The sequence below is a fragment of the Desulfotomaculum defluvii genome (genome assembly GCF_054657375.1).
Genome location: NZ_BAAHYV010000007.1, coordinates 204829 through 230115 on the forward strand (window position 1 = coordinate 204829; position 25287 = coordinate 230115).

General features: G+C 44.1%; 21 protein-coding genes. 19 read left to right on the plus strand and 2 right to left on the minus strand.

Going from position 1 to position 25287, the window contains the following annotated elements:
• The first annotated feature begins 13 nt into the window (after positions 1–13).
• From purB to purD, 10 genes are all read left to right on the plus strand, one after another.
• On the plus strand, positions 14–1306 hold the full coding sequence (gene purB / locus ACYQ03_RS08115) for an adenylosuccinate lyase (RefSeq protein WP_459909087.1): 1293 nt from the start codon (positions 14–16) through the stop codon (positions 1304–1306).
• Between the two features lie 162 nt (positions 1307–1468).
• Positions 1469–2179, plus strand: coding sequence for a phosphoribosylaminoimidazolesuccinocarboxamide synthase (gene purC / locus ACYQ03_RS08120; RefSeq protein WP_459909089.1), 711 nt, complete (start codon positions 1469–1471; stop codon positions 2177–2179).
• A 188-nt stretch (positions 2180–2367) separates the two neighbouring features.
• Positions 2368–2616, plus strand: a complete 249-nt coding sequence (purS, locus tag ACYQ03_RS08125) for a phosphoribosylformylglycinamidine synthase subunit PurS (RefSeq protein WP_459909091.1) — start codon at positions 2368–2370, stop codon at positions 2614–2616.
• Between the two features lie 3 nt (positions 2617–2619).
• Positions 2620–3321 carry a phosphoribosylformylglycinamidine synthase subunit PurQ gene (gene purQ, locus ACYQ03_RS08130; protein ID WP_459909093.1) on the plus strand — a complete coding sequence of 234 codons (702 nt, stop codon included), beginning with the start codon at positions 2620–2622 and terminating at the stop codon, positions 3319–3321.
• On the plus strand, positions 3321–5546 hold the full coding sequence (gene purL, locus ACYQ03_RS08135; RefSeq protein ID WP_459909095.1) for a phosphoribosylformylglycinamidine synthase subunit PurL: 2226 nt from the start codon (positions 3321–3323) through the stop codon (positions 5544–5546). The genes purQ and purL overlap by 1 nt, the downstream gene beginning before the upstream one ends.
• Positions 5531–6955, plus strand: a complete 1425-nt coding sequence (gene purF / locus ACYQ03_RS08140; protein ID WP_459909097.1) for an amidophosphoribosyltransferase — start codon at positions 5531–5533, stop codon at positions 6953–6955. Before purL ends, purF begins: the two co-directional genes overlap by 16 nt.
• A gap of 11 nt (positions 6956–6966) precedes the next feature.
• Positions 6967–8037, plus strand: a complete 1071-nt coding sequence (gene purM / locus ACYQ03_RS08145) for a phosphoribosylformylglycinamidine cyclo-ligase (RefSeq protein WP_459909099.1) — start codon at positions 6967–6969, stop codon at positions 8035–8037.
• A 3-nt stretch (positions 8038–8040) separates the two neighbouring features.
• Positions 8041–8649: a phosphoribosylglycinamide formyltransferase gene (purN, locus tag ACYQ03_RS08150; protein WP_459909101.1), complete on the plus strand. Its 609-nt coding sequence runs from the start codon at positions 8041–8043 to the stop codon at positions 8647–8649.
• Positions 8650–8872: 223 nt separating this feature from the next.
• Complete coding sequence (purH, locus tag ACYQ03_RS08155; RefSeq protein ID WP_459909103.1) at positions 8873–10414, plus strand: bifunctional phosphoribosylaminoimidazolecarboxamide formyltransferase/IMP cyclohydrolase; 1542 nt, start codon at positions 8873–8875, stop codon at positions 10412–10414.
• Positions 10415–10458: 44 nt separating this feature from the next.
• On the plus strand, positions 10459–11727 hold the full coding sequence (gene purD / locus ACYQ03_RS08160; protein ID WP_459909105.1) for a phosphoribosylamine--glycine ligase: 1269 nt from the start codon (positions 10459–10461) through the stop codon (positions 11725–11727).
• A 182-nt stretch (positions 11728–11909) separates the two neighbouring features.
• On the opposite strand, the gene ACYQ03_RS08165 is transcribed toward purD, so the two are convergent.
• Positions 11910–13010 carry a mechanosensitive ion channel family protein gene (locus tag ACYQ03_RS08165; protein WP_459909107.1) on the minus strand — a complete coding sequence of 367 codons (1101 nt, stop codon included), beginning with the start codon at positions 13008–13010 and terminating at the stop codon, positions 11910–11912.
• 270 nt (positions 13011–13280) lie between these two features.
• Between ACYQ03_RS08165 and ACYQ03_RS08170 the strand changes: the two genes are divergently transcribed.
• Both ACYQ03_RS08170 and hisZ read left to right on the plus strand, forming a co-directional pair.
• Positions 13281–13607: a YerC/YecD family TrpR-related protein gene (locus tag ACYQ03_RS08170; RefSeq protein WP_459909109.1), complete on the plus strand. Its 327-nt coding sequence runs from the start codon at positions 13281–13283 to the stop codon at positions 13605–13607.
• A 16-nt stretch (positions 13608–13623) separates the two neighbouring features.
• Positions 13624–14829, plus strand: a complete 1206-nt coding sequence (gene hisZ, locus ACYQ03_RS08175) for an ATP phosphoribosyltransferase regulatory subunit (RefSeq protein WP_459909110.1) — start codon at positions 13624–13626, stop codon at positions 14827–14829.
• Positions 14830–14994: 165 nt separating this feature from the next.
• Here the strand turns inward: hisZ and ACYQ03_RS08180 are convergent, their stop codons facing one another.
• Complete coding sequence (locus ACYQ03_RS08180) at positions 14995–16014, minus strand: LuxR C-terminal-related transcriptional regulator (RefSeq protein ID WP_459909112.1); 1020 nt, start codon at positions 16012–16014, stop codon at positions 14995–14997.
• A gap of 726 nt (positions 16015–16740) precedes the next feature.
• Here ACYQ03_RS08180 and ACYQ03_RS08185 point away from each other — a divergent pair.
• The 7 genes from ACYQ03_RS08185 to hisA all read left to right on the plus strand — a co-directional run bounded on the left by ACYQ03_RS08185 (position 16741) and on the right by hisA (position 25285).
• Positions 16741–20055 carry an S-layer homology domain-containing protein gene (locus tag ACYQ03_RS08185; protein WP_459909113.1) on the plus strand — a complete coding sequence of 1105 codons (3315 nt, stop codon included), beginning with the start codon at positions 16741–16743 and terminating at the stop codon, positions 20053–20055.
• A 230-nt stretch (positions 20056–20285) separates the two neighbouring features.
• Positions 20286–20954: an ATP phosphoribosyltransferase gene (gene hisG / locus ACYQ03_RS08190; RefSeq protein ID WP_459909115.1), complete on the plus strand. Its 669-nt coding sequence runs from the start codon at positions 20286–20288 to the stop codon at positions 20952–20954.
• Positions 20941–22236, plus strand: a complete 1296-nt coding sequence (hisD, locus tag ACYQ03_RS08195) for a histidinol dehydrogenase (protein ID WP_459909117.1) — start codon at positions 20941–20943, stop codon at positions 22234–22236. Before hisG ends, hisD begins: the two co-directional genes overlap by 14 nt.
• A gap of 27 nt (positions 22237–22263) precedes the next feature.
• Positions 22264–23364, plus strand: coding sequence for a histidinol-phosphate transaminase (gene hisC, locus ACYQ03_RS08200; protein WP_459909119.1), 1101 nt, complete (start codon positions 22264–22266; stop codon positions 23362–23364).
• Positions 23354–23944 (plus strand): imidazoleglycerol-phosphate dehydratase HisB, encoded by a 591-nt coding sequence (hisB, locus tag ACYQ03_RS08205; RefSeq protein WP_459909121.1) that lies wholly within the window; start codon positions 23354–23356, stop codon positions 23942–23944. The genes hisC and hisB overlap by 11 nt, the downstream gene beginning before the upstream one ends.
• 1 nt (position 23945) lies before the next feature.
• Positions 23946–24557 carry an imidazole glycerol phosphate synthase subunit HisH gene (gene hisH / locus ACYQ03_RS08210; protein ID WP_459909122.1) on the plus strand — a complete coding sequence of 204 codons (612 nt, stop codon included), beginning with the start codon at positions 23946–23948 and terminating at the stop codon, positions 24555–24557.
• Complete coding sequence (gene hisA, locus ACYQ03_RS08215; protein ID WP_459909123.1) at positions 24554–25285, plus strand: 1-(5-phosphoribosyl)-5-[(5-phosphoribosylamino)methylideneamino]imidazole-4-carboxamide isomerase; 732 nt, start codon at positions 24554–24556, stop codon at positions 25283–25285. The genes hisH and hisA overlap by 4 nt, the downstream gene beginning before the upstream one ends.
• The last annotated feature ends 2 nt before the right edge of the window (positions 25286–25287 follow it).

Consider the following 25287-nt stretch of genomic DNA (forward strand, 5'->3'; position numbering starts at 1 on the left):
AGGAACCGAATCTATGATTGAACGTTATACCTTGCCTGAAATGAAGCAGATCTGGTCCGATGAAAATAAATTTCAAAAATGGCTAGATGTAGAAATTGCTGCCTGCGAGGCGATGGCTGAACTGGGACAGATTCCTGTGGAAGCTCTGGAAAACATTAGAGCTCGGGCAAGTTTTTCTGTAGAACGGGTTCTGGAAATAGAAGAGATTACCCGTCATGATGTGATTGCCTTCTTAACTTGTGTTGCCGAAAATGTGGGTGAAGATTCTAAATATATCCATATGGGTTTAACATCCTCGGATGTGGTTGATACGGCCCAATGTGTACGCATGAAAGAGGCTGGTGAAGTAATTCTAAAAAAATTAGAAAAACTGCGTTTGGTACTGCTGGAGAAGGCCAAAGAACATCGGCAAACCCTGATGATTGGCAGAACCCATGGTATTCATGCTGAACCCATGACCTTTGGTCTGAAGATGTTGCTATGGGTAGCTGAAACTGAGCGCAATATTGAAAGATTGCAGAAGGCAATTAAGATCGTAAGTGTAGGAGCCATATCAGGTGCTGTGGGAACCTATGCAAATATTGATCCAAAAATCGAAGCCTATGTCTGCAACAAGCTGGGACTAAAGCCAGCCCGGGTATCTACCCAGATTTTACAGCGTGACCGTCATGCTGAATACCTTTGCACAATGGCTATCGTCGCTGCTTCCCTAGATAAGTTTGCGACGGAGATTCGCAATCTGCAACGTACCGATATACTGGAAGTGGAAGAGTTCTTTAACAAGGGTCAAAAGGGCTCCTCGGCAATGCCTCATAAGCGGAACCCTATTACAGCTGAAAATGTATCTGGTCTATCTCGGGTTGTTAAGTCCAATGCCATGGCTGCTTTAGATAATGTTACCCTATGGCATGAACGGGATATTACCCATTCCTCCGCAGAGCGGGTAATAATACCTGACAGTACCACAGCTTTGGACTTTATATTATATCGGTTTACCGGCATTATGGAAAAACTACTGGTTTACCCAGAAAACATGAAAAAGAACCTGGAAAAAACTCTGGGTCTAGTATTTTCCCAGCGGGTATTGCTGGCCCTTGTGGATAAGGGTTTAACCAGGGAAATGGCCTATGAACTGGTACAGCGCAACGCCATGGAAGCTTGGCGCACTGGTACTAAGTTTATTGAGCTTTTGGATGCAGATGCGGATATCAAAGCCCATTTAACTTCCGAAGAATTAACCGGACTATTCGATTACAGCTATCATTTATCCCATATCGACGATATTTACGCTCGGTTTGGTCTATAAGACTAAAGGAAATTGTTGCAGACATATTGTAGGGAACGACCCCCATGTCGTCCCTACAATTGAATGAAGAAAGAAGTGTTACTGCCTACAAATAGGTAGTTTTGTGACACTTCTACCCTGTTAAGCTTACAAGCTAGTTAAAAGAAGAGGGGGAAGAATCAATTGGAAAAGTTGGAAATGATGTATGAAGGTAAGGCCAAAAAGGTTTATAAAACAGATAGCCCTGACTGTTACTGGGTAGAATACAAAGATGATGCCACTGCCTTTAATGGGCAAAAAAAAGGTACTATTGATAATAAAGGCATCGTAAACAACAAAGTTTCCTCTGTTTTCTTTAAACTTATGGAAAGTAAAGGCATCCCAACCCACTTTGTTGAGTTGGTTAATGATCGGGAAATGATCGTCAAGGCTTTGCAAATTATTAAAGTAGAAGTGGTGGTTCGCAATATTGTGGCTGGAACGCTGGCAAAAAGAGTCGGACTGCCAGAAGGAACCATTCTGCCGAAAACAGTTCTTGAATATTATTATAAAGATGACGATTTGGGTGACCCCTTAATTAATGCTTCACACATTGCCGCACTAGAACTAGCCACCCCTGAGCAAATGAACTACATCAAAGATATAGCCCTTAAGGTAAATGATATTATGCGTGAATTTTTAGCCCCAGTAAATATTGACCTTATAGATTTCAAACTGGAATTTGGTCTTCATAAGGGTCAAGTTATCTTAGGTGATGAGATATCCCCAGACACCTGCCGTTTCTGGGATAAAACCACCGGCGAAAAATTAGATAAAGATCGCTTCCGCAGAGACCTTGGCAATGTGGAAGGAGCTTATCAAGAAGTACTGCGTAGATTAACTGGTGAGGAGTAGTCTAGCCGTTAGCCATTAGTCATTAGCTCTGAGCAACAAGTTATTATATATTAGCCGTCATTAAGCTAAAAGTTGGGAGCTGGCGGTTTATGGCTAAGGTTTGACAATTATCCTATCATATCATAATAAATCATGCATAAAAAAATCAAGATATTTTTTTGATAATAATAAAATAGAGGGGGATTAGCGTGTTTCAAGCTAAGATTTACGTTACCCTTAGGAAAAGTGTATTAGATCCGCAGGGCAGTGTGGTTCGTAAGTCTCTATTTGCCCTAGGCTATGACAATGTTCCTGAAGTTCGCATTGGACGTTATATGGTTGTTGATATTGAAGCCGTCGATAGGGCTGCAGCAGAAAAACAAGTTCGTGATATGTGTGATAAGCTGCTGGTCAACCCGGTAATTGAAGACTATACATTTGAATTGGTGGAGGTGTAACGCGTGAAATTTGGAGTGGTGGTATTCCCCGGCTCCAATTGTGACGCCGACTGCCTGCATGCGATCAAAGTTGTAACCGGACAGCCGGCGGAATACATTTGGCACAAATCCGGCAGCGTAGAGGGCTATGACTGCATTGTGTTACCAGGGGGCTTTTCCTACGGAGATTATTTACGCTGTGGTGCCATTGCCAGGTTCTCACCGGTAATGGCACCGGTGGTTGAATTTGCCCAAAAGGGTGGGCTGGTGCTGGGAATTTGCAATGGATTTCAAGTTTTGACTGAGGCAGGGTTGTTGCCTGGCGCCTTGCATCGAAATAAAAATTTGTCCTTTTTATGTCACGATACTTTTTTAAGACTTGAGAACAATACTTCTCCCTTTACAACATCTGGAAATCTAGGCAGTGTTATAAAGGTTCCCATTGCCCATGGAGAAGGAAACTATTATGTCAATTCTGATACCCTTCAGCAATTAGAGGAAAATAACCAAGTGGTTTTCCGTTATTGTACCAAAGATGGCGAAATTACTCCGGAGGCCAATCCCAATGGTTCCGTTAACAACATTGCCGGGATTTGCAATAAGCAGGGTAATGTCCTTGGCATGATGCCCCATCCAGAACGCTGCGCCGAGGAAATACTGGGTAATACTGATGGACAAATGATATTTAAGTCCCTGCTGGATACCTGGCAGAGGAGGTGTGGCTAATGACAGTAGAAGCAAAGGTTTGGCGTGACATGGGTCTGACGGATGTGGAGTACGGGCGCATTGTAGAAATTTTAGGTCGTCAGCCTAATTATGTAGAGATTGGTATCTTTGCTGTGATGTGGTCAGAACACTGCAGCTACAAAACTTCCAAGCCGGCCCTAAAAACATTGCCCACTGAGGGTCCAGCTATATTACAAGGACCCGGTGAAAATGCTGGAATTGTTGACATTGGTGATGGACAGGCTGTGGTATTTAAGATCGAAAGTCATAACCACCCTTCGGCCATTGAACCCTATCAGGGTGCGGCTACTGGGGTGGGGGGTATCTTACGGGATATCTTTACCATGGGGGCCAGACCCATAGCTGTTTTAGATAGCTTGCGTTTTGGAGAACTCAAGGATCCCCGGGTACGTTATCTTTTTGATGGTGTAGTGGCTGGTATCAGTGGTTACGGTAACTGTATCGGTGTACCTACAGTGGGCGGCGAAGTTTATTTTTCAGACAGTTATGAAGAAAACTGTCTGGTTAATGTAATGTGTGTAGGTTTAATTGAGCAAAAGGATATTAAAAAGGGTATTGCTTCTGGTATAGGTAACCCGGTGATGGTGGTAGGTGCCAAAACCGGTCGAGATGGTATCCATGGGGCTACCTTTGCCTCGGAGGAACTGTCCGAAGAAGCCGCAGAAAGGCGTCCTGCAGTGCAGGTTGGAGACCCCTTTATGGAAAAACTACTGCTGGAGGCCTGTCTGGAGGTTATAAAAACCGACTATGTAGTGGGTATTCAGGATATGGGTGCTGCAGGACTGACCAGTTCCTCCTGTGAAATGGCCAGCCGTGCTGGTACTGGTTTAGAAATGGATTTAGCTTTAGTACCCAGACGGGAAGCGGGCATGACCCCTTATGAATTAATGCTTTCAGAATCCCAGGAACGCATGCTGTTGGTTGTGAAAAAAGGCAGTGAGGACAAAGTAAAGGAAATATTTGCCAAGTGGGATCTTGATTGTGTTGTGGTGGGACAAGTGACCGCTGATGGACTGCTCCGACTTAAGGAAGGAGAAACGGTGGTGGCAGAAATGCCCGCCAAAGCTCTCACCGATGAAGCCCCCTTGTACCAGCGGCCCACAGAGGTTCCTGCCTACCTGGCTGAGGTACAAAATTACCCGCTGGATCAACTAAACATGCCCGATGATTATAATGAAGTGCTGCTAAAATTACTGGCTTCCCCCAACATTGCCAGTAAGGAATATGTTTACCGGCAGTATGACCATATGGTAGGACTTAATACAGTGGTACTGCCTGGTTCTGATGCCGCTGTGTTGAGGGTCAAGGGTACTAGTAAAGGTATAGCTATGACTACAGACTGTAATGGACGTTTTTGCTATTTGGATCCCAAGACTGGGGCAGCCATTGCAGTGGCTGAGGCAGCTCGCAACCTCGTATGTTCCGGGGCCAAACCCTTAGCTGTGACTAATTGCCTAAACTTCGGTAACCCAGAAAAACCAGAGGTTATGTGGACCTTCTGGCGTTGTATTGAGGGTATGGGAGAGGCTTGCCGGGCTTTAGAAACTCCGGTGACTGGTGGTAATGTAAGCTTATATAACGAAACCAAGGGTAGTGCAGTTTATCCTACTCCCACCATAGGTATGGTGGGTCTGGTGGAGGATCTTGATAAAGTATGTACCCAGGGATTTAAGGAGGAAGGGGATGCTATCTTCCTCATCGGTGAAAACCTGCCTGAACTGGGTGGCAGTGAATACCTAAAGGTGCATTTTGGCTTGGAAAAAGGCAAGGCACCTCTGCTAAATTTAACCTTAGAGAAAAATGTACAGCAATTTGTGCTGAATGAAATAAAAAGTGGTCTGATTAAATCTGCCCATGATTGTTCTGAAGGTGGTCTAGCAGTGGCCTTGGCTGAGTGTTGCATCACCGGTGGTCTGGGAGCGGATATTACAATGGTACGTCGGTTCCGGGGGGATGCTCTGCTCTTTGGCGAAAGTCAATCTAGAATTATTATCACCATTCCCCGTAACAAAAGTGTAGAATTGGTGAAAAAACTGGTGGAAGCTGATCTACCCTATACTCAGCTGGGCAACGTGGCTGGCTCATCATTGCTAATCAATATTGTCAACCCTGGCTGCAGCGGCTGTGGTGGCAACTTGATCAATCTACCTCTAAGTAAGCTAGAAGAAACCTGGCGGGGGGCGATCGAATGTTTAATGAAATAGATCCCATTCTTTACCCGGATAAGCCAGTGGAAGAGTGTGGTGTTTTTGGTATATATGCACCAGGCTTGGATGTGGCCCGAATAACTTATTACGGTCTATATGCCTTGCAGCATCGTGGTCAAGAGAGTGCGGGGATAGCAGTGGCTGATGGAAGTAGTATTGAGCTGCATAAGGGAATGGGTTTGGTACCAGAAGTTTTCGCTGGTCACAGTCTGGACAAGTTTTCCGGTTTTGCTGCCATTGGTCATGTACGTTATGGTACCACCGGGTCCAGTCATCCACTTAATGCTCAGCCATTAGTCTTTAGATATGCTAAAGGCATGCTAGGTTTGGCTCACAACGGAAATCTTACCAATGTAACGGAGCTAAGTATGCAATTGGCTTCCACTGGGTCAGTTTTTCAGTCTTCTACAGACAGTGAAGTCTTAGTAAATATAATTGCCCGTTACAATGCCAATAGTGTAGAAGATGCTTTAATGAAGTGCATGATTGATGTTAAAGGAGCTTATTCTTTACTGATCATGAGCGAGGATACCCTTTATGCAGCCCGGGATCCCCACGGTTTTCGCCCTCTCTGTCTAGGTCGCTTGGGTGAAGGATATGTGGTGGCTTCGGAATCCTGTGCCTTGACAACAGTGGGTGCCACCTTTATCCGGGATTTGGAACCGGGCGAAATTCTTCGCATTGACCGTAGTGGGGTAACCTCCACCCCAGGTTTTAAAGCGCCTTGCCCGGCCCACTGTATTTTTGAATATATTTACTTTGCCCGACCCGATAGCACAATGGATGGCTATAATGTTAACAAGGTGCGCCGAGAGATGGGACGCCAGTTGGCCAGGGAATACCTGGTAGATGCTGATATCGTCATTCCAGTACCAGATTCTGGTACGGCAGCGGCCAGGGGCTATGCTGAAGAAGCTGGCATTCCCTTTGAAGAGGGACTTATGAAAAATCGCTACATTGGCCGGACCTTTATCCAACCTACCCAACAAATGCGTGAACTGGGAGTACAAATCAAATTAAACCCCATCCGGGAGGTGTTGGAGGGCAAACGTGTGGTGATGGTCGATGATTCCATTGTCCGGGGCACCACCAGTCAAAAGCTAGTATCCATGCTTAGGGAGGCCGGAGCCAAAGAAGTTCACATGGTTATCAGTTCACCTCCGGTTTTGCGGTCCTGTTATTACGGAATTGATACCTCTGATGAAAATGAATTAATTGCCGCTAAAATGCCCCAGGAAGAGATTCGTAAGTGTATCGAAGCCGATGGTTTACATTACCTGAGCCTAGAGGGACTACTACAGATTTTCACACCCAAAGAAGAGCAATTTTGTACGGCATGTTTTAATGGGAATTATCCGGTGGAAATACCTAAGTCAAATAAAAACGCTAAGTTCAGTCTGGAATAAGGAGTGTATCTATGACCGAGCAGAAAGCAAGGCCCCTTACCTATGCTGGTGCCGGGGTTGATATCGAAGCAGGAAACCGTGCCGTTGGCTTGATGAAAAAAGCTGTACGCAGCACCCTTCGACCGGAAGTTCTAACTGAGATTGGTGGTTTCGGTGGGCTTTTTGCCCTCAACACAGATAAATACAAAGAGCCTGTATTGGTTTCCGGAACCGATGGTGTGGGCACCAAACTTCGTTTGGCTCAACTGACTGGTGTTCACCATACCATTGGTATTGATGCTGTGGCCATGTGTGTCAATGATATTTTAGTCCAAGGGGCAGAACCATTGTTTTTCTTGGATTATTTAGCTGTGGGCAAGCTCCAACCAGAAAGGGTGGCCGAGATCGTGGAAGGGGTGGCCGAAGGTTGCCGCCAAGCTGGCTGTGCCCTGATTGGTGGAGAAACTGCAGAAATGCCAGGTTTTTATGCGGAAGAGGAATATGATATAGCTGGTTTTGCTGTTGGGGTGGTGGATCGCAGCCGATTAATTAATGGAGCACATATTGCAGCGGGGGATGTGGTCATAGGTCTTGGCTCCTCTGGTTTGCACAGTAATGGTTACTCTCTGGCCCGCAAGGCTTTGTTAGAAGTGGCAGGTTACAGTGTATCTGATTTTGTTCCAGAGCTAGGTCGGACAGTGGGGGAAGAACTACTCATGCCCACCCGGATCTATGTTAAAACTGTACAAGCCATGTTAGATAAATATACTATCAAGGGGATGGCCCATATCACTGGTGGTGGCTTAACAGAAAACATACCACGTATCCTGCCCCCAGGGGTTCAGGTGGTGCTGGAACCTTCATCTTGGCCGGTGTTGCCGGTGTTTAATTTGATTCAACAGATAGGTCAAGTGGCACAGGAGGAAATGCTTCGGACCTTTAATATGGGGATTGGTATGGTCTTAATAGTACCTGCAGCCGAAGCAGCAACTGTAATGCAAGATTTGGTTAAGTGCAATGAGAGGGCATATCTTATCGGTCGAGTAGAGGATGGTTCCCCACAGGTTAAGTATGAATCAGTTAAAGAGTCTTTAGGGAGATAATTTATGAAAAAATTACGATTAGGTGTACTGGCTTCGGGTCGGGGATCTAATTTGCAATCTATTATGGATTGCTGTCAAAGGGGCTCCCTTGCAGCTGAAGTAGTTGTGGTGATCAGTGACAAACCGTCAGCCTATGCCTTGGAGCGGGCTCGGCAAGCAGGCATTGCGGCCTTTGGCCTAGAGATAGCAGCCTTTCCTAGCAAAGGGGAGTATGAACAGGCCGTAGTTAAGCTTTTGCAGCAGGCTGATGTGGAACTGGTATGCCTGGCTGGCTATATGAGACTGGTGGGGGAAGCATTATTACAGGCTTTCCCCAATAAAATAATGAATATCCACCCAGCACTGCTGCCGTCCTTCCCTGGTCTGCATGGACAAAGGGATGCATTACAGTACGGGGTTAAAATATCCGGTTGTACCGTTCATTTTATTGACGAAGGCATGGACACTGGACCAATCATTTTACAGGCGGCGGTGCCTGTATTATCCGAAGACACCGAAGAGAGTCTATCTGCCCGTATTTTAGAGCAGGAACACCGATTGTACCCCGAGGCCATCCAACTCTATGCTGAGGGACGCTTAGAAGTCAAGGGCAGACGTGTATATATAAAGTAATGACAAGGGAACGGTTCTGTTGTCTGCCGAATAATATACTGGGCCATGTGCCGTGGGCCATGAGCTAAAGACCTTTAAGTAAAATCATGCACAAAAAGCCCAAGGTCCATGGCTCACGGCCCAAGGCCCTTTCCAAAGATACTAAGCTGGGGCGTGAGGGTTTAAATTATCAGCTTTAACCTGACGAATCGCCCCCAACAAATGAAGAAAGGCGTGAGGTTTGATGAAAGTAAAACGCGCTTTAATCAGTGTTTCGAATAAAACTGGTCTGGTGGATTTTGCCCGGGGCTTGGCAGAACTGGGTGTAGAGATTGTCTCCACTGGAGGTACAGCAAAAACCCTGCGGGGGGCTGGTGTACCAGTGGTTTATATATCGGATGTTACTGGTTTTCCGGAAATATTAGATGGCCGGGTTAAGACTCTACACCCCAATGTGCACGGCGGCATTCTGGCCATGCGTACCGAGGAACATCTAAACCAACTTCAGGAACACAATATTACACCCATTGATTTGGTAGTAGTCAATCTTTATCCCTTCCGTGAGACAATTGCTAAGCCCAATGTTACCCTAGAAGAAGCCATCGAGAATATCGACATTGGTGGGCCTACGATGGTACGGTCAGCGGCTAAAAACCATGCCTACGTGGGCATCGTGGTCAATCCTCAAAGGTATGGGGATGTGTTGGCTGTCCTGCAGGAGCAGGGAGAATTACCAGACAAACTGCGGTTGGCTTTAGCTCGTGAAGCCTTTGCCCATACCGCAAGTTACGATACAGCCATTGCCAATTACTTAGGGCAGGTAACCGATGATGAAATATTCCGCCCGGAATTTAACCTTTCCTTGGTCAAGGCCCAGGATCTGCGCTATGGTGAAAACCCCCATCAAAAGGCCGCCTTTTATAGAGACCCCTCGGTTAGCGGGCCATGCATTGCCAATGCCCGACAACTGCATGGTAAAGAGCTTTCCTATAATAATATATTAGATGCCAACAGTGCCCTAGAACTGGTACGGGAATTCACTACGCCCAGTGTGGTAATTATCAAACACAACAATCCCTGTGGTACAGCCACCGCTGACAATTTAGTAGTGGCTTATCAGTGTGCCCTTGAGGCCGATGCTGTTTCGGCCTATGGGGGAATTGTGGCAGTAAACCGAATATTAGATGGAGAAACTGCTGCTCAAATGTCTAAGATTTTCCTGGAAGCCATTATTGCACCAGATTTTACGTCCGAGGCCTTAGAAATTTTGACTAAGAAAGCAAATCTCCGACTGTTGGCCACAGGGGAACTTACTGAGCAAACCAAGGATGTTTTAGAGGTTCGTAAGGTAAATGGTGGCTTGCTGGTGCAGCAGGCTGATCGATTAGTTCTAAATATGGACGAGGTGAAAGTTGTCACCGAAAGACAGCCTTCTCAGGAAGAATTAAAGGAACTAATCTTTGCCATGACAGTGGTTAAGCATGTAAAGTCCAACGCCATTGTATTAGGCAAAGCTGGACAAATAATAGGTGTTGGTGCAGGTCAAATGAACCGGGTCGGTTCTGCTCGCATTGCTTTTGAACAAGCTGGGGAAAAGGCCAGGGGAGCTGTTTTAGCCAGTGATGCTTTCTTTCCGTTCAGGGATACAGTGGATGAAGCAGCTAAGATGGGGATTAGGGCGATTATTCAGCCAGGTGGTTCCATCAGGGATGAAGAGTCCATTCAAGCCTGCAATGAACACGGCATAGCCATGGTCTTTACCGGTATGAGGCATTTTAAACATTAAGAGTTTTATCATGGATAAAATAGCTTAGCAGGAGTGGTCTTTTAATGAAAATTTTAGTGGTTGGCGGTGGCGGACGTGAACATGCCCTGGTATGGAAACTCAAGCAAAGTCCCCGGGTAAAGCAAATCTACTGTGCTCCGGGTAATGCAGGTATCAATCAGATTGCCACCTGTATTCAGATTGCTGCAGAAGACAATCAAGGACTGCTGAACTTTGCGAAAAGAGAACAAATTGATCTCACCGTGGTTGGGCCGGAAATTCCTTTAACCAATGGTATCGTAGATTTGTTCCAGCAAGAAGGACTTAAAATCTTTGGTCCTTCCAAAGCAGCAGCAGAAATTGAGGGCAGCAAAGCTTTGGCTAAGGATATTATGGCCAAATACAATATTCCCACAGCCCGTTATGCCACTTTCGAGGACGCAGAGGAAGCCAGAGCCTATGTCAAGAAATACGGAGCACCCTGTGTAATCAAGGCAGATGGGTTAGCTGCAGGTAAAGGTGTAATCGTGGCCATGGACGATGAAACAGCTTTGGCGGCAGTGGATATTATTATGGCCGAACGAGCCTTTGGCACAGCCGGGGATCGCGTGGTGATTGAAGAATTTTTACAGGGAGAAGAAGTAAGTATCCTTGCCTTTGTGGATGGGGATACAATTGTACCTATGGTGGCTTCCCAGGATCATAAGAGGGTGGGCGATCAGGATAGTGGTCCCAATACCGGGGGAATGGGTGCCTATGCCCCGGCACCAGTCTATACTTCGGAACTGGCTAAAATTGTAGAACAAGACATACTCTACCCCACCGTTAAGGCCCTAGCTGCAGAGGGACGGCCTTACCGGGGTGTACTATATGCTGGGTTAATGGTTACCTCTGAGGGACCTAAGGTGTTAGAATTTAATGCCCGCTTTGGAGACCCGGAAACTCAACCTGTTCTGTGCTTGCTGGAAACTGATCTGGTAGATATTATGGAAGCTATTTTGCTAGGACGCTTGGCCCAACAGCCAGTGCAGTGGAAGGAGCAGGCTGCTGTCTGTGTGGTGATGTCTGCCCAAGGCTATCCAGGAAAATATGAAAAGGGCATGGCCATATCAGGTTGCGATCAAACCCCAGCAGGGGTCGAAGTGTTTCATGCCGGCACAAGCCTGAAGGACGGCAAGGTTGTGGTGTCTGGTGGCCGTGTACTGGGAGTAACAGCCATTGGACCAAATATCCAGACAGCCATTGAGCGGGCTTACCAGGGAGTAAAGGTTATCCATTTTGATGGAGCGCATTATAGAACAGATATTGCCCATAGGGCGTTGAATAGAGATTAGACATTAGTCTTAAGTAAAATGGCCATAGGCTATGATATTGAAAAAGGCCAAACCGTCAAACATAATCTGACGGTTTGGCCTTTGGTAATTTTAGCGGAGAGTTTTTACTTATAGAAAAGATCCAAAAGGACAACAATCAAATATAGCTCATGGCCCATGGCTCAAGGCCAAGGGCCAGTTGTTTATCTCCCACGTTCAAATTCCACTTCAACTCTAGAAAGAGTTTCTTCTTGGGGACTAAGGTAGATGGTTCTACTGGGGAAGGCAATGGAGACCCCTTCTTCTTCAATTATTTGCATAATACTAAAATTAATTTCCTCTTTTACTTTCAAAAATTGTTCCCAAACAGTTGTCTTGGTAAAGAAATAGAGGAAAATATCTAAGCTATTTTCATTAAAACGATCAAAGGTTACAAAGATTGTATCCGGGTGAATATCCGGGTGGTTTTTCAACATATCCTTTAGTTTATTTACTGTACTTTCTATTTTTGTCTTTGGTGTATCATAGGTAAGTCCTAAATTGAACGTAATACGTCTTTTACCCATTTTACTCCAATTTGTAATACTTTCGTTAGCCAAGGTTGCATTAGGTACTGTTACTACTGCTTGGGCAAAGGTTCGTATCTTTGTACTACGAAAAGTAATATCCTCGACGGTACCCTCAACACTAGGGGTCATAATCCAATCACCGATGGAAAAGGGTTTTTCAGTAATAATCACTACTCCACCGAATAAATTACCAATAGCATCCTTTGCTGCCAATGCAAAGGCCAGACCGCCTAAACCAAGTCCAGCTACAAAGCCATTTACATCATATTCAAACTCTTGAGCAATGATGCTAAAGCTGATAGCCACAATAATAAAGCGGATAGCCTTTGAAATAAAAGGGATTAGTATTTGGTCTATTTCTATATTCATTCTTTCATTTATTTTATGAAATAAAAGTGAAGAATGAGAAGAGAGATTATATAATCCCCAGGCAATTATAACGATGACAGAGGATCGGATGACTTTTAAAAATACAGGATTTGTTTGTTCGATATAAGGGAAATAACCCGCAGCAACATAAATACCAATAATTAGAAAGAGCCAGCGAACAGGATGTTCGAATGAGAGACATAGATAAGAAAAAAATTCAGTAGGTGATTTTTTACTAATTAATAGAATAAGGCGGAAAACATATTTGGTAAAAAGTTTTCTAAATATAAGGAAGAGCAACAAAATGCCAATTGAAATTCCTAAGTTTTCAAGGGTATCATAGGGAATAGTGAGTCCTGCTAACATTTTTAGTACTCCTTTCTTATTTATTGTCATTTAATAATCATAACATACAGGTGTCAGGCTTGCATTATTCAATTATTCAAGCTTGACTCCCTTTTTCTAATCTTTGCTTTCAGCCATCATCCATGGGACTTGGGCTTGAAAAAATAATTTGTTACTTTAAATTAATAAAATCATAAAGGATTTAATTCTCTAACGTCGAAAAGGGTTAAAGGGAACAGATGGGAAAAACTTATCTTGGCCATAATAATAGATAGCACGGGAGGGATTTCCTTGAAGTATCAGGGTAAGTTAAAGGATAAACTCAATGACAGCCTTTTTGAAGCGATTTTGTCGCTGAGGAATATTGATGAATGCTATCATTTTTTTGAAGATATATGTACTGTTTCAGAACTTCGCTCCTTGGCCCAAAGACTGGAAGTGGCTAAAATGCTAGAAGCAAACCGAACCTACGGGGATATTGCCACAAAAACAGGGGCTAGTACTGCCACCATCAGTAGGGTAAAACGCTGTTTAAATTATGGGGCCGACGGTTATAAGCTAGTGTTAAGACGGCTAGCGGAACAAAGCCCAATGCAAAATGACAAAACAAAAGAATAAAAAAGGGTGTGACTTTATGACATCAAGCAGATTTGGTCGCCTGGCACCTGGTGTCCGGGATGTGCTACCTGCAGAAGCTCACTTAATGCGCGGTTTGAAGGAAAAATTCACAAAGTTGGTTGAAACCTGGGGTTATAAAGAAGTTGTAACTCCAACTTTTGAATATATGGAGAATCTTTCCTCCGAGGAACTGCAGGAAGAAAAGTTTTTTAAATTTTTAGATCGTCAAGGACATCTCATGGCCTTGCGTCCAGATATGACCAGACCGATGGCTCGTCTAGTTGCCACTCGCATGAAAGGCATTACACCGCCTTTGCGATTATTTTATTTGGCCAATGTTTTTAACTATGAACTGCCCCAGGTAGGGCGCCAAAGAGAATTTTATCAGGCTGGGGTAGAACTTATGGGTCCCTCTTCCCCTGAGTCTGATGCCGAAGTTGTCGCCTTAGTGGCAGAGTATCTTAGGCAGACAGGGTTAGGCGATTTTCAAATTAGTATTGGTAATGTCGGGATATTTCATGGATTGGTAAAACAACTAGGATTACCCAGGGAAGTGGCTCAGGACCTTAAAGAAGCTCTGGGCAATAAGGACTATGTTAAAGTGGAGGAAATCCTGGCATGCCATGCTGCCACTCCCGAGGAAGCACGCCGAGCCTTGGATCTTATTGAATTGCGGGGTGGACCGGAAATTTTAGACCAAGCCATTGAGTTGGCTCAACCAGGACCAGCTACGGATGCCATCGATAATCTTCGAAAGTTATATCGGGGTCTCACTTGTTATGGTGTAGAAAGAAATATTACACTGGACCTAGGTCTTCTAAGGGGTCTGGATTATTATACCGGTCTGGTCTTTGAAGGCTATACCGTTGCCATGGGCTTCCCAATTTGTGGTGGTGGACGCTACAACCAACTGCTGGCCAACTTCGGCTATCCTATGCCTGCCACTGGCTTTGCAGTAAACCTAGAGCGTGTATTAGTAGCCTTGGAGCGCCTCCAGGGTCCCCCCAGAGAACCAGCACCGGATGTATTGGTGGCCTGGGATAATGACAGTTTGGCTGAGGCCTTGCAGGTGGCCAGAGAGTTAAGGTCCCAAGGCCAAAATGTAGTTACAGCTCTCTTCGAATACCAACCAGCCAAAGCCAAGGCAGAAGCCAGAAGTCTGGGAGTTGCCAAGGTGATTTACGTTGATAAAGAAGGTAATAGTGAGGAGATAAGCCTTTAATCTGTTTATTTTTTGAAAAAAGATACCCCTCCGAAAAAGCAGAAGTATTAACGCTTTTCCGGAGGGGTTATTTAATAGAATGTTATGATAGGTTCTAACTCTCCATTCTGGTATAGCAATGGCAAGAGTTTAATTATTGCAAGCAAATTTGGTTAACCTTTGATATTATTTATCTTTATCTCTGTTTCCAGATAGGTTAGCCAGTAGCTCCTTACGGTTGGAGAAACCGGCCTTTCTTAAAATGTTTCTTGCATGAAACTTTACCGTGTGACGTGATATACATAGAGTGATTGCAATTTCCGCATCAGTATGACCTTTGCAGATAAGCTCGTAAACTTTTTTCTCTGCGTTGGTTAAGTTGTGATAATACTCTGGTAAATTAATGGCAGACAATTGATCATCCTTGGTGGCGACCAGCTCATTAGTGGCAGTGGGAATGGTTGTTATTATTTTGGTTGAAGATAGTGTCGATGATCGAAGCAAAAATACCAGCAGGGGGTTAATCAGTAATAAAAGGCAGGCACCTATTACAGATAAGGCTGGGTTTAAAAGTGGGTTTTCAAGGATACCTGAATCTATAGCTATGCCAGGGGCTGTTATAAATAACAAAGATAACCCCAAACCCAGTCCAAAGGCCTTCTGGTATCCTAAAAAAATTGACAGTTTACCAAGTATAAGCCAGTAAAACAAGTCCATAGCTGCAAGGCCTATGGCCAAAAAGGAGAAAGTTATTGTAACCTCGAGCAAATTTTCTAGCCCCGATATTGAAGTAGCCAGGCCAATCCCGAGCATACTAAGGCTGATGGTTCCTACCCAGTAGAAGGAGTATTTTTTGGAAAAAAACGCTAGAATTAGAACGGTCAATGCATATACGAACAACTCAATACCCATTAAGCCAGGTATTTTTGAGTAGAAAAGGGGTAGTACCGCTCGATACCATAAACCTCCAGAAAAGTAGGCAAAAGATGATAACATTGCTATTCCTAAAAAAGTGTACATAATATTTTTATTATTTTCTGGTTCTGCCTTGCTTTGCTGTGTTTCAATTAATGGTTTGGTGCGGGTTAAATAATATGCACCTAACAGAGGTCCCAGTCCTGTTATTGAGGCGGTAACCTTATACAATGTTTCCAGTTTAGGATAATCGAATAACATCAAGCCCAGTAATATATTAGTAAATGCCATTGCAAAACCTACAGTAAGCTCGGGGGATTTATTAAACCTGAAGCCACCAGCCCAGATCAGTACTAGGTAGGCAGAGATAAATCCCAGTAAAGCACATATCCCATACTGTATATAACTATGAACTGGAAATATAGACCAAATAAATGTAAAAATGAAAACAACAAAACCTGCAAGTTTTACGGATAGGGTATTTTGGAACACACAGGTGGGTAGTAGCCCTAATACCACCAGTCCTAGGCCGTGACTTGCAGTAAAAATATGACCTAAAACGTAAGCTTTGGGTCCAAATATAAAATGCAACAAAAGACCGTGCATTGGGTAAATTAAAATCCAGCCAAATATTAAGATAAGGGCGGAAGATTGACCCGCCCAGGGCGGTATATATAAATTTGCTATTAATTTATTTATCATAATTTAAATAGATTCTTTTTATTTAAAATTTCTCCTACCCCAAAAACATAATTTTCTTAAGATTTCAACCGCCTGAAAGGGTGGTTTTTGTTTGACCAAATTTACATAAGTCGGGGTAGGTTTAGGGGTAGGATATCATTTGGGGGTAGAAATATCAATAAACAGCCTTTAAGGGTAGTAGTCTACAGTAAAAAAAAATAGCACAATAAAGTTGTTCCTTAACTGTTAAGCTTACTTAACAGTTCTTTTCGTATTGGAACGGCTAATAAAAAATAGACTTACCTCATATTGGACGGTTCAATGAGGAGAAGAAAGGTGGGTGATAAAACCAAAGTATTAATTTATGAAAAGGGAGGTAAAAGTGTGGGTTTTAGAACAATAAAAAATATTTTTTTTATTAACTTACTTATGATTTTTTTGATGTTAACCTTTTTCCCAGTATCCGCCATTGCGCAAGACTCAGATATTAAAGGACACTGGGCCGAAAAACAAATAAGTGATTGGGTGCAAAGTGGTTTGGCCAAAGGTTATGAGGATGGCAAATTTAAACCAGAAAACAATATCACAAGGGCTGAATTTATGGCACTTGTTAACAGATCATTTGGTTTTACAAAAGCAATAGAAGTTAATTTTTTAGATGTTAATGCAAATGATTGGTTTGCTGGTGATATCGCAAAAGCAATGGCTGCGGGGTATATTGGTGGATATCAAGATGGAACAATGAAGCCAAATAATCAGATAACTAGACAAGAAGTTGCCTCAATAATAGCCAGACTTTTACAGCTGGACGCTAGTACAAACATAAATATCAATAACTTCAAGGATGCCAAGGATATGCCCCAATGGAGTAGGAATGCCATAGGAGCAGTGACTGCAAATGGTTATATGGGTGGTTATGCAGACCAAACCTTTAAACCTATAAAGCCTATTACACGGGCTGAAGCCATAGTTTCACTGGATCGGGTCACAGGAGAGAAAGCAACTGCCGCAGGGAAAACCATATCCTATACACAACCCGGCATCTATGGACCTGCCACAGGTACTGAAACCATTAAGGGCAATGTAATAATTAGTGTAGCAGATGTAACTTTACAAAACACTACCATTACCGGAGATTTGTTGTTAGCTGAGGGTGTCGGAGATGGTGATGTCAAACTTAAGAACGTAAAGGTTAGTGGTAAAACAATAATCAAAGGTGGTGGGGCAAATAGCATTACCCTAGAGGATTGCTCATTGCCCAGTATAACGGTAACTAAAGAAGGGGTAAGGGTAGTTGCCTCGGGTAATACAACAGTTAAGGTTGTGCAACTGGAGTCCGGAGCCACACTGGTTGAAACCACCACAATGGGCCCAGGCTTTGAAACTGTAACCCTATCAGAGGTTATTCCCGCAACTGCTAAGGTCAGTCTGACAGGTAATTTTGCAGCTGTCACAGTGGCAGCCAAAGAAGTAAAAGTTGAAGTTATGTCTGGTCAAATCGAAACCTTAGAAGTGGCCAAGGAAGCAGTTGGTGCCACGGTTAATGTGGCCAAGGATGCAACGGTAAATACTCTAACGGCAAATGCAGCGGCCCGGGTTACTGGAGATGGTAAAATTGAAACAGCCAAAGTAAATGCAGCTAATGTGAGTATTGCCCAAACACCCACTAAACGAGAGGTGGCCAGCGGTGTAACTTCCAATATTGGAGGGCAGACTGTTTCTGGCGGAACTTCATCCTCCGGTGGCGGTGGTGGTGGCAGCAGCACTACACCAAAATATGAAGTAGCAGTATCGACTAATCCCGAAGCAGGAGGAACCGTACTTGGCGGGGGTAGCTATACTCAGGGAGCTGCAGTAACAGTAATAGCAACAGCAAAGGCAGGCTACAAATTTGTCGACTGGACAGAGAATGGATCACAGATAAGTACCAGCGCTAACTACTCCTTCACTATGGGTACAGCAGCCAGAATACTGGTGGCTAATTTTATACCAACAGATCCCGTTGAACCGAGTCCCTTTACACCGGGAGAGGGAGGGTCTCTACCTGATTTTATACCCTTTAGCAGTGAACCAGGAAAAATTGGTGGACTGTATGTAGATAGAACCCATAGGGTAAATCAGGGCTTTGTCTTCGGAGGAGGAGAAGTGGGTAACTATGCTGTAGTAGACCTTGAATTTGACCCACCCTCAAAATATGGTGCCAATAGTTATACTTTGCAGTATTCTGATGATGGCTCCACATGGAGGAATTATCAGCATTACGGTGAGGATCTTACGACCTCAAATAATGAACAGGATAATTTCAGCCTAAACAGCCCTGCCGGAAGTTATAATTACCGTCTGTTGGTTAATGGTGGTGCTAAGAACGGCTATACCTCCAACGAGGTGGAGGTCCCTCTATCTGCTATTACTACAGTATTTACCGGCTGGGGATTGGATGAAAGTATGTCAATTACTGGTGTTATTGCACCCTATGTTGGTAGTGGTAAGGAAGCCTCCTTTAACGTAGAAAAGCTTCCAGATCATGATGGAACTGATCTGAATCAATATCTAACGTACCAGTGGTATAGGGTAAATCCAGCTACCTTTGCCATGACAGCCATAGAAGGAGCAACAGATCTGACCTATACAACAACTGAAGCCGATGCAGGATACTTGATTCTATGCCGTGCCACTGGCGATGGTACCAATGTGGGTGGATTTATCCAGATCTTGTCTCATTGGTCACCTATCATTGCTAATAAAGCCTATGTAAATAATGTTACTAATGATGGATTTACACTCAATCTGCACAAAAGCGTAGCAGAGCTCGGAACCGAAGATATAAAACTTTCCTATTATGATGCTGATAATAACGAAGTAATTGTACCCATCGACTCCATTACACCCCATGACAATAATGCAGTATTTGAGATTGCTGCAGCTATTCCCCAGGGTGTGTCTGAACTGTATCTTCATAACACTTCAGATTTTTGGAGACTTGTGTCGGTACAAGGCGGACAACATGGTCACATGATGGAAGGTTTGAGGATTACCCGTGGAGTACCAACGGATCCTGCTGCAGATATAGCAGTTACCTTAGAGAGTACGGAAATGTCTTGTCCATATCATCTAGGTGTGATGGTAAAGAATGCAGCGACTGGTGCTCCAATAACAAATCTTGTTGCTGGGGATCTGGAAGAGAACCCCAATCTAGTGTTTAATTTTTATTTGGAAAAGGGTGGTATAGATATTCCTCTACGAATGGTCTTTCATAATGAAGCAAATGATGAAGAAAATGAAGGACACTATGTCATCTACCCTACAGATGATTATAGACCAATGCAGGGTGAGTACAAATTAACTTTGAACAAAACAGGGTATGTTATCACAAGTCTTGATTTTTCTTTTCCCTTGGAAGAAAACAATGCAGATTTATTAATGACCTTAGAGAATACCGATGATGAAACTATGACCAATGATCTAGAGGTAGAGGAAATCAATACAATAACAGATGTACCTATAGCTGATCCTGTTTCGGATGATCTTACAAATTCTTTAACACTAGAAGATGCCGATGCAGATATAACAGAACCTCTAGAAAATACTAATGGTGAAACTACTCCAGATAACCTAGATGTAATTGACACAACAATAGAGGGTAATTTTTGATCTTGTTACCGCTGAATCTTTTATAAAACTAATATCTGAAAGGTGGAGGTCCCTAGGCAGAGATGCAAAGGGGTCTCCTCCTTTGTTAAGAGGATTAATTTACAAATTAAAAGGAATAGTATAAATTGCAATTAATTATTCTACATAGAAAAACTTTATCTTGACACCCACTGATTATGCATTTAACATACTATTATATTAATAATTTAACAAGTTAAAGGGGTGATCCTGTGGTTGCAGCAAAGGATTTATTGACCATTGCTATACCCAAGGGGACTTTGTACAAGGAAACCGTAAAACTCCTGGGGTTGGCTGGTTTAGATATAGAGTTTATGAAGGATCCCGGGCGTCAATTGCTGCTTCAATCCGAACAGGAAGCGGTACGTTTTATTATCTGTCGTCCCACGGATATTCCCACCTATGTTGAATACGGTGCAGCGGATCTGGGTCTGGTGGGAAAGGATACCATTGTGGAACAACATAAGGATGTATACGAGCTATTAGACCTAAAATATGGCGGCTGTGGCTTTGTGGTAGCAGTTCCCAAAGGAAAAGAGCAAGAACTTCAGTTTTGGAATCAAACCCGGGTAGCCACTAAATTTCCCCGCATTGCAGAGGAGTTTTTCCGCCAGCAGGGCATGCAAATGGAATTTGTTAAGCTGCACGGCAACATTGAACTGGCTCCTATTGTAGGTTTGGCAGAAGTGATCGTAGATTTAGTATCCACAGGAAGAACTCTGCGTGAGAACAACTTGGTACCGGTGGCAGATGTATTGAGTTCCACTACTCGTTTGATTGCCAACCGGGTTAGCCATCGTTTGAAGAGTGAAAGAATTAATCCATTGGTAGAAAGAATGAGACAAGTGGTGGAGGGGGGGAAGCTTAATGGGGGTCATTAGAATCATAAAATCAACCGATCCATCAGAGATTAATGGCTTATTAAGTAATCGAACTAATGATCAGGGGGAAATTGCCCAGCGAGTTGCTTCCATTATCCAGGAAGTCAGGGAACAGGGTGATCAAGCTCTATGCTTTTTTGCTCGACGTTTTGATAAAGCCAACTTAGAACCAAAGGACTTAAAAATCTGTCCCGAGGAAATCGAAGATGCCTACCAACTGGTGGACCCTGAGGTCTTGGCCTCCCTTCGATTGGCCAAACAAAGGATTGAAAGCTTCCATCAAAAACAGCTTTCACGGTCCTGGTTTCAGCCGGATCCTGAGGGTACGGTCCTGGGTCAGTTAATTATACCCTTGGAGCGGGTTGGTATTTACGTTCCCGGTGGTACTGCCTCTTATCCTTCATCTGTGTTAATGAATGCAGTTCCTGCTAAAGTAGCTGGGGTATCACAAATTGTAATGGTTACGCCACCCATGTCTGATGGCAAAATCAATCCTTACACTCTGGTGGCTGCGGCGGAAGCGGGAGTGGATGAAATCTATAAGGTGGGTGGTGCTCAGGCTGTGGCAGCTCTGGCCTATGGCACAGAAACAATTGCCCCGGTGGACAAAATTACAGGCCCTGGTAATATCTACGTAACCTTGGCTAAACGGTTGGTTTATGGAATGGTTGGAATTGATATGCTGGCCGGTCCCAGTGAGGTTTTACTGGTAGCTGATGCCACTGCTAAACCAGTCTGTGCAGCTGCCGACATGCTTTCTCAAGCGGAACACGATGCTATGGCTTCGGCCATTTTATTAACCCATGATGTTTCCTTGGCTGAGTCAGTAAGCCTTGAGTTGGAAAGGCAGTTAGCGGAACTGCCACGTCAGGAAATTGCCCGCCAAGCACTGGCCAAGCATAGTGCCATTATTCTGACTGAAAGCATTGAAGAATCTTTGCAGTGGGCCAATCGCTTTGCTCCCGAACATTTGGAAGTCTTAGTGGATGACCCATTTAAATACCTGGGAAAAGTAAAACACGCCGGTGCAATTTTCTTGGGACACTATTCTCCTGAGCCAGTGGGTGATTATCTGGCGGGTCCAAACCATGTGCTGCCCACCAGCGGTACGGCTCGTTTTTACTCGCCACTAAATGTTGATACCTTTATGAAAAAATCCAGTGTCATTGCCTTTACCGAGGAAAGCTTGCAAAGGCTGGGAACTGATATTATTCGTCTGGCTGAGGTGGAGGGGTTGCAGGCCCACGCCAATGCAGTCAAGGTACGTTTAGGTAAGAAATAAACACCAGTTCGTGAAGGATGTGAAAAGATGAGTGATATTTTTAACGTTGCCAATCTGATTCGCTCTGATTTAGAAAAATTGATCCCCTATGATGCTTACTTATATCCAGGAGCAATCAGACTAGATGCCAATGAAAACCCATTTAACTTTCCAGAGGAGATAGCAAGAGAAATAGGAAATCTTGCGGCTGGTGAATTGGTGACCCGATATCCAGATAGCGACGCCAAGGAATTGCGTCAAGCCATCGCTCAATATTGTGGGGTTTCCCCTGAACAGGTTATGGCAGGCAATGGGTCCGATGAACTTATACTTAATATTTTGTTAACCTTTGGTACTGGTGGACGGGTGATTATTACCAATCCAACCTTTTCGATGTATAGAATCCATGCCATGATCGCTGGTGCTAGACCCATTCCATCACCTAGGCGCAGTGATTTTTCCATAGATGTACCAGCATTGGTAAGTTACGCTAATAAACCTGAAACCAGGGTGATATTTATTTGTTCTCCCAATAACCCTACAGGCAACAGTTCCACCCTGGAAGAAATAGAGAGTGTTTTACATCAAGTGAACTCCTTAGTGGTGGTGGATCAGGCCTATCTAGAATTTGGCGGAGCAGATTGTACGCCTTTGTTAAATAAGTACCCTAATCTGATTATCCTTCGGACCTTCTCCAAGGCCTTTGCTCTGGCAGGATTGAGAGTGGGATATATGTTGGCACATCCAGACGTATTGCGCCAGATTAAAAAGGTGAAACAACCCTTTAATTTAAATTCTTTCTCCCAGGCAGCGGCAAGAGTAGTACTAAAAAATAGAGGGCTTTTTGAGGAACAAATTAAAGAAATCAAAAGACAAAGGGATCAAGTTTACCGACAGTTACTGGAGATTGAAGGTGTAACACCCTACCCCTCAGTAACCAACTATATTCTGTTCAGAACTAATTACAGCAGTAAAGTTATTTACAAGGAACTTTTAGAAAAGGGTGTCTTGATCCGTAAGCTAGGCGGACCAGAACTGCCCGGATTCCTACGTGTGTCCGTGGGAACCCAGGAGGAAAATAAAACCTTTACGGAAGCTCTGACAACCGTTCTTGAGCAGCTCAGGAGGTCGGGTCAGGATGCAAAATAGAGAGGCCAAAATTGAACGGATAACCTCTGAAACAAACATCATCGTAGAAATGTCCCTGGATGGTAACGGTCAATATCAAATTGCCACTGGAGTGGGTTTTTTTGATCATATGCTTTGTTTATTTGCTAAACATGGAGCACTAAACCTGACAGTTAAAGCAGCAGGTGATACTTTTATTGATGATCACCATACCGTTGAAGATGTAGGCATTGTTCTGGGTCAGACCATAAAGCAGGCCTTGGGAGATAAAATGGGTATTGCCCGCTATGGTCATGCTCTGGTACCAATGGATGAGGCATTAGTACTGGTGGCTTTGGACATCAGCGGCAGGGGTCACCTGGAATTTGATTTATCTTTACCAACAGCCAAAGTAGGAAGTTTTGATACGGAGTTGGTAGAAGAATTTTTTAGGGCCTTTGCCCTCAACTGTGGCCTGACACTACATGTACGGATGTTTAGTGGCCGCAATACCCATCATATTATCGAAGGGGCCTTTAAGGCCCTGGGCCGGGCTTTGCGCCAGGCTATAGCCAGGGACCAACGTTTGACCGGGATTCCTTCTACCAAGGGAGTGTTGTAATATGATTGCCATTATCGATTACGGTATGGGAAACCTGCGCAGTGTGCAAAGGGGCTTTGCCCAAGCCGGTTACCAGGCAGAAATAGTGCAAAGACCTGAACAAATAGCTGCAGCAGCGGCGGTGGTTTTACCCGGTGTGGGTGCCTTTGCTGATGCAATGGATAATCTAAAAAGCAGCGGCATGGTAGACGCCATTTACGGAGCGTTACAAGCCCATAAGCCCTTTTTAGGTATTTGTTTGGGACAGCAATTATTGTTTGAATCCAGCGAGGAATTTGGTAGCACCAAAGGGCTGGGTATTTTTCCGGGAACGGTAAAGCGTTTTCCTGCTGGTTCCTTAAAAGTACCGCATATGGGTTGGAATCAGGTGGAGATAAAAAGCGAAAGTCCATTGTTAGAGGGGATTTCTCAAGGGGATGCTTTTTATTTCGTGCATTCCTATTATGTGGAACCCAAAGAGGAGCAACTGACCCTATGCCTGACAGAATACGGGATCAAATTTTCATCGGTTGTTGGACGGGACAATGTTTTTGGCATTCAATTTCATCCAGAAAAAAGCAGTAATCTTGGTATTCGTATCTTAGAGAACTTTGGAAAGCTGGTGAAGGCATGATACTATTTCCAGCCATCGATCTAAAGGATGGACAATGTGTGCGTCTCATAGAAGGGCGTATGGACAGTGCCACTGTCTATTCCAATGATCCTGGCAGTATGGCTAAGCTGTGGCAGGATCAAGGGGCACAATTTATCCATGTGGTGGACTTAGACGGTGCCTTTGCCGGGCAACCCCGTAATAGACAATCCATTATACAGATTGTGCAAAGTGTTCAGGTGCCGGTTCAAGTGGGAGGCGGTATCCGCGATCTGGATACCATTACAGATTTATTATCTCTGGGAGTCAACCGAGTAATCCTTGGCAGTGCAGCCATTTTAAACCCAAGTCTAATCGCAAAAGCCTGTCAAAAATATGGCGAGAGGGTACTGGTGGGTATTGATGCCAAGGATGGTTTAGTAGCCATCCAAGGTTGGGGGGAAACCGTAGAGAAAACAGCCTTAGAACTGGCCTTAGAGATGAAAGAAGTGGGTATACAGAGAATTGTCTTTACGGATATCAGGCGTGACGGAAAACTTACCGGACCAAATCTGGCAGCCACCGGCGAATTGGCCAGGGACAGCGGTCTAAGAGTAATTGCCTCAGGTGGTGTTTCTTCTCTGGAAGATATTCGACAGTTGAAAAAACTGGAGCCACAGGGAGTGGAGGGGGCCATAATGGGAAAGGCCCTCTACACAGGAGCAATTAAACTTCCAGAGGCCCTAGCCATTGCCCGGGGGGAGGGATAAGC

Coding starts and splice junctions, on each gene's coding strand:
- hisZ (WP_459909110.1), top strand. CDS start 13,624: ATGACATCAAGCAGATTTGGTCGCCTGGCACCTGGTGTCCGGGATGTG.
- purF (WP_459909097.1), top strand. CDS start 5,531: ATGTTTAATGAAATAGATCCCATTCTTTACCCGGATAAGCCAGTGGAA.
- purD (WP_459909105.1), top strand. CDS start 10,459: ATGAAAATTTTAGTGGTTGGCGGTGGCGGACGTGAACATGCCCTGGTA.
- purM (WP_459909099.1), top strand. CDS start 6,967: ATGACCGAGCAGAAAGCAAGGCCCCTTACCTATGCTGGTGCCGGGGTT.
- hisB (WP_459909121.1), top strand. CDS start 23,354: ATGCAAAATAGAGAGGCCAAAATTGAACGGATAACCTCTGAAACAAAC.
- hisA (WP_459909123.1), top strand. CDS start 24,554: ATGATACTATTTCCAGCCATCGATCTAAAGGATGGACAATGTGTGCGT.
- ACYQ03_RS08165 (WP_459909107.1), bottom strand. CDS start 13,010: ATGTTAGCAGGACTCACTATTCCCTATGATACCCTTGAAAACTTAGGA.
- purN (WP_459909101.1), top strand. CDS start 8,041: ATGAAAAAATTACGATTAGGTGTACTGGCTTCGGGTCGGGGATCTAAT.
- ACYQ03_RS08180 (WP_459909112.1), bottom strand. CDS start 16,014: ATGGCATTTACTAATATATTACTGGGCTTGATGTTATTCGATTATCCT.
- hisC (WP_459909119.1), top strand. CDS start 22,264: ATGAGTGATATTTTTAACGTTGCCAATCTGATTCGCTCTGATTTAGAA.
- purH (WP_459909103.1), top strand. CDS start 8,873: ATGAAAGTAAAACGCGCTTTAATCAGTGTTTCGAATAAAACTGGTCTG.
- purL (WP_459909095.1), top strand. CDS start 3,321: ATGACAGTAGAAGCAAAGGTTTGGCGTGACATGGGTCTGACGGATGTG.
- purB (WP_459909087.1), top strand. CDS start 14: ATGATTGAACGTTATACCTTGCCTGAAATGAAGCAGATCTGGTCCGAT.
- hisH (WP_459909122.1), top strand. CDS start 23,946: ATGATTGCCATTATCGATTACGGTATGGGAAACCTGCGCAGTGTGCAA.
- hisD (WP_459909117.1), top strand. CDS start 20,941: ATGGGGGTCATTAGAATCATAAAATCAACCGATCCATCAGAGATTAAT.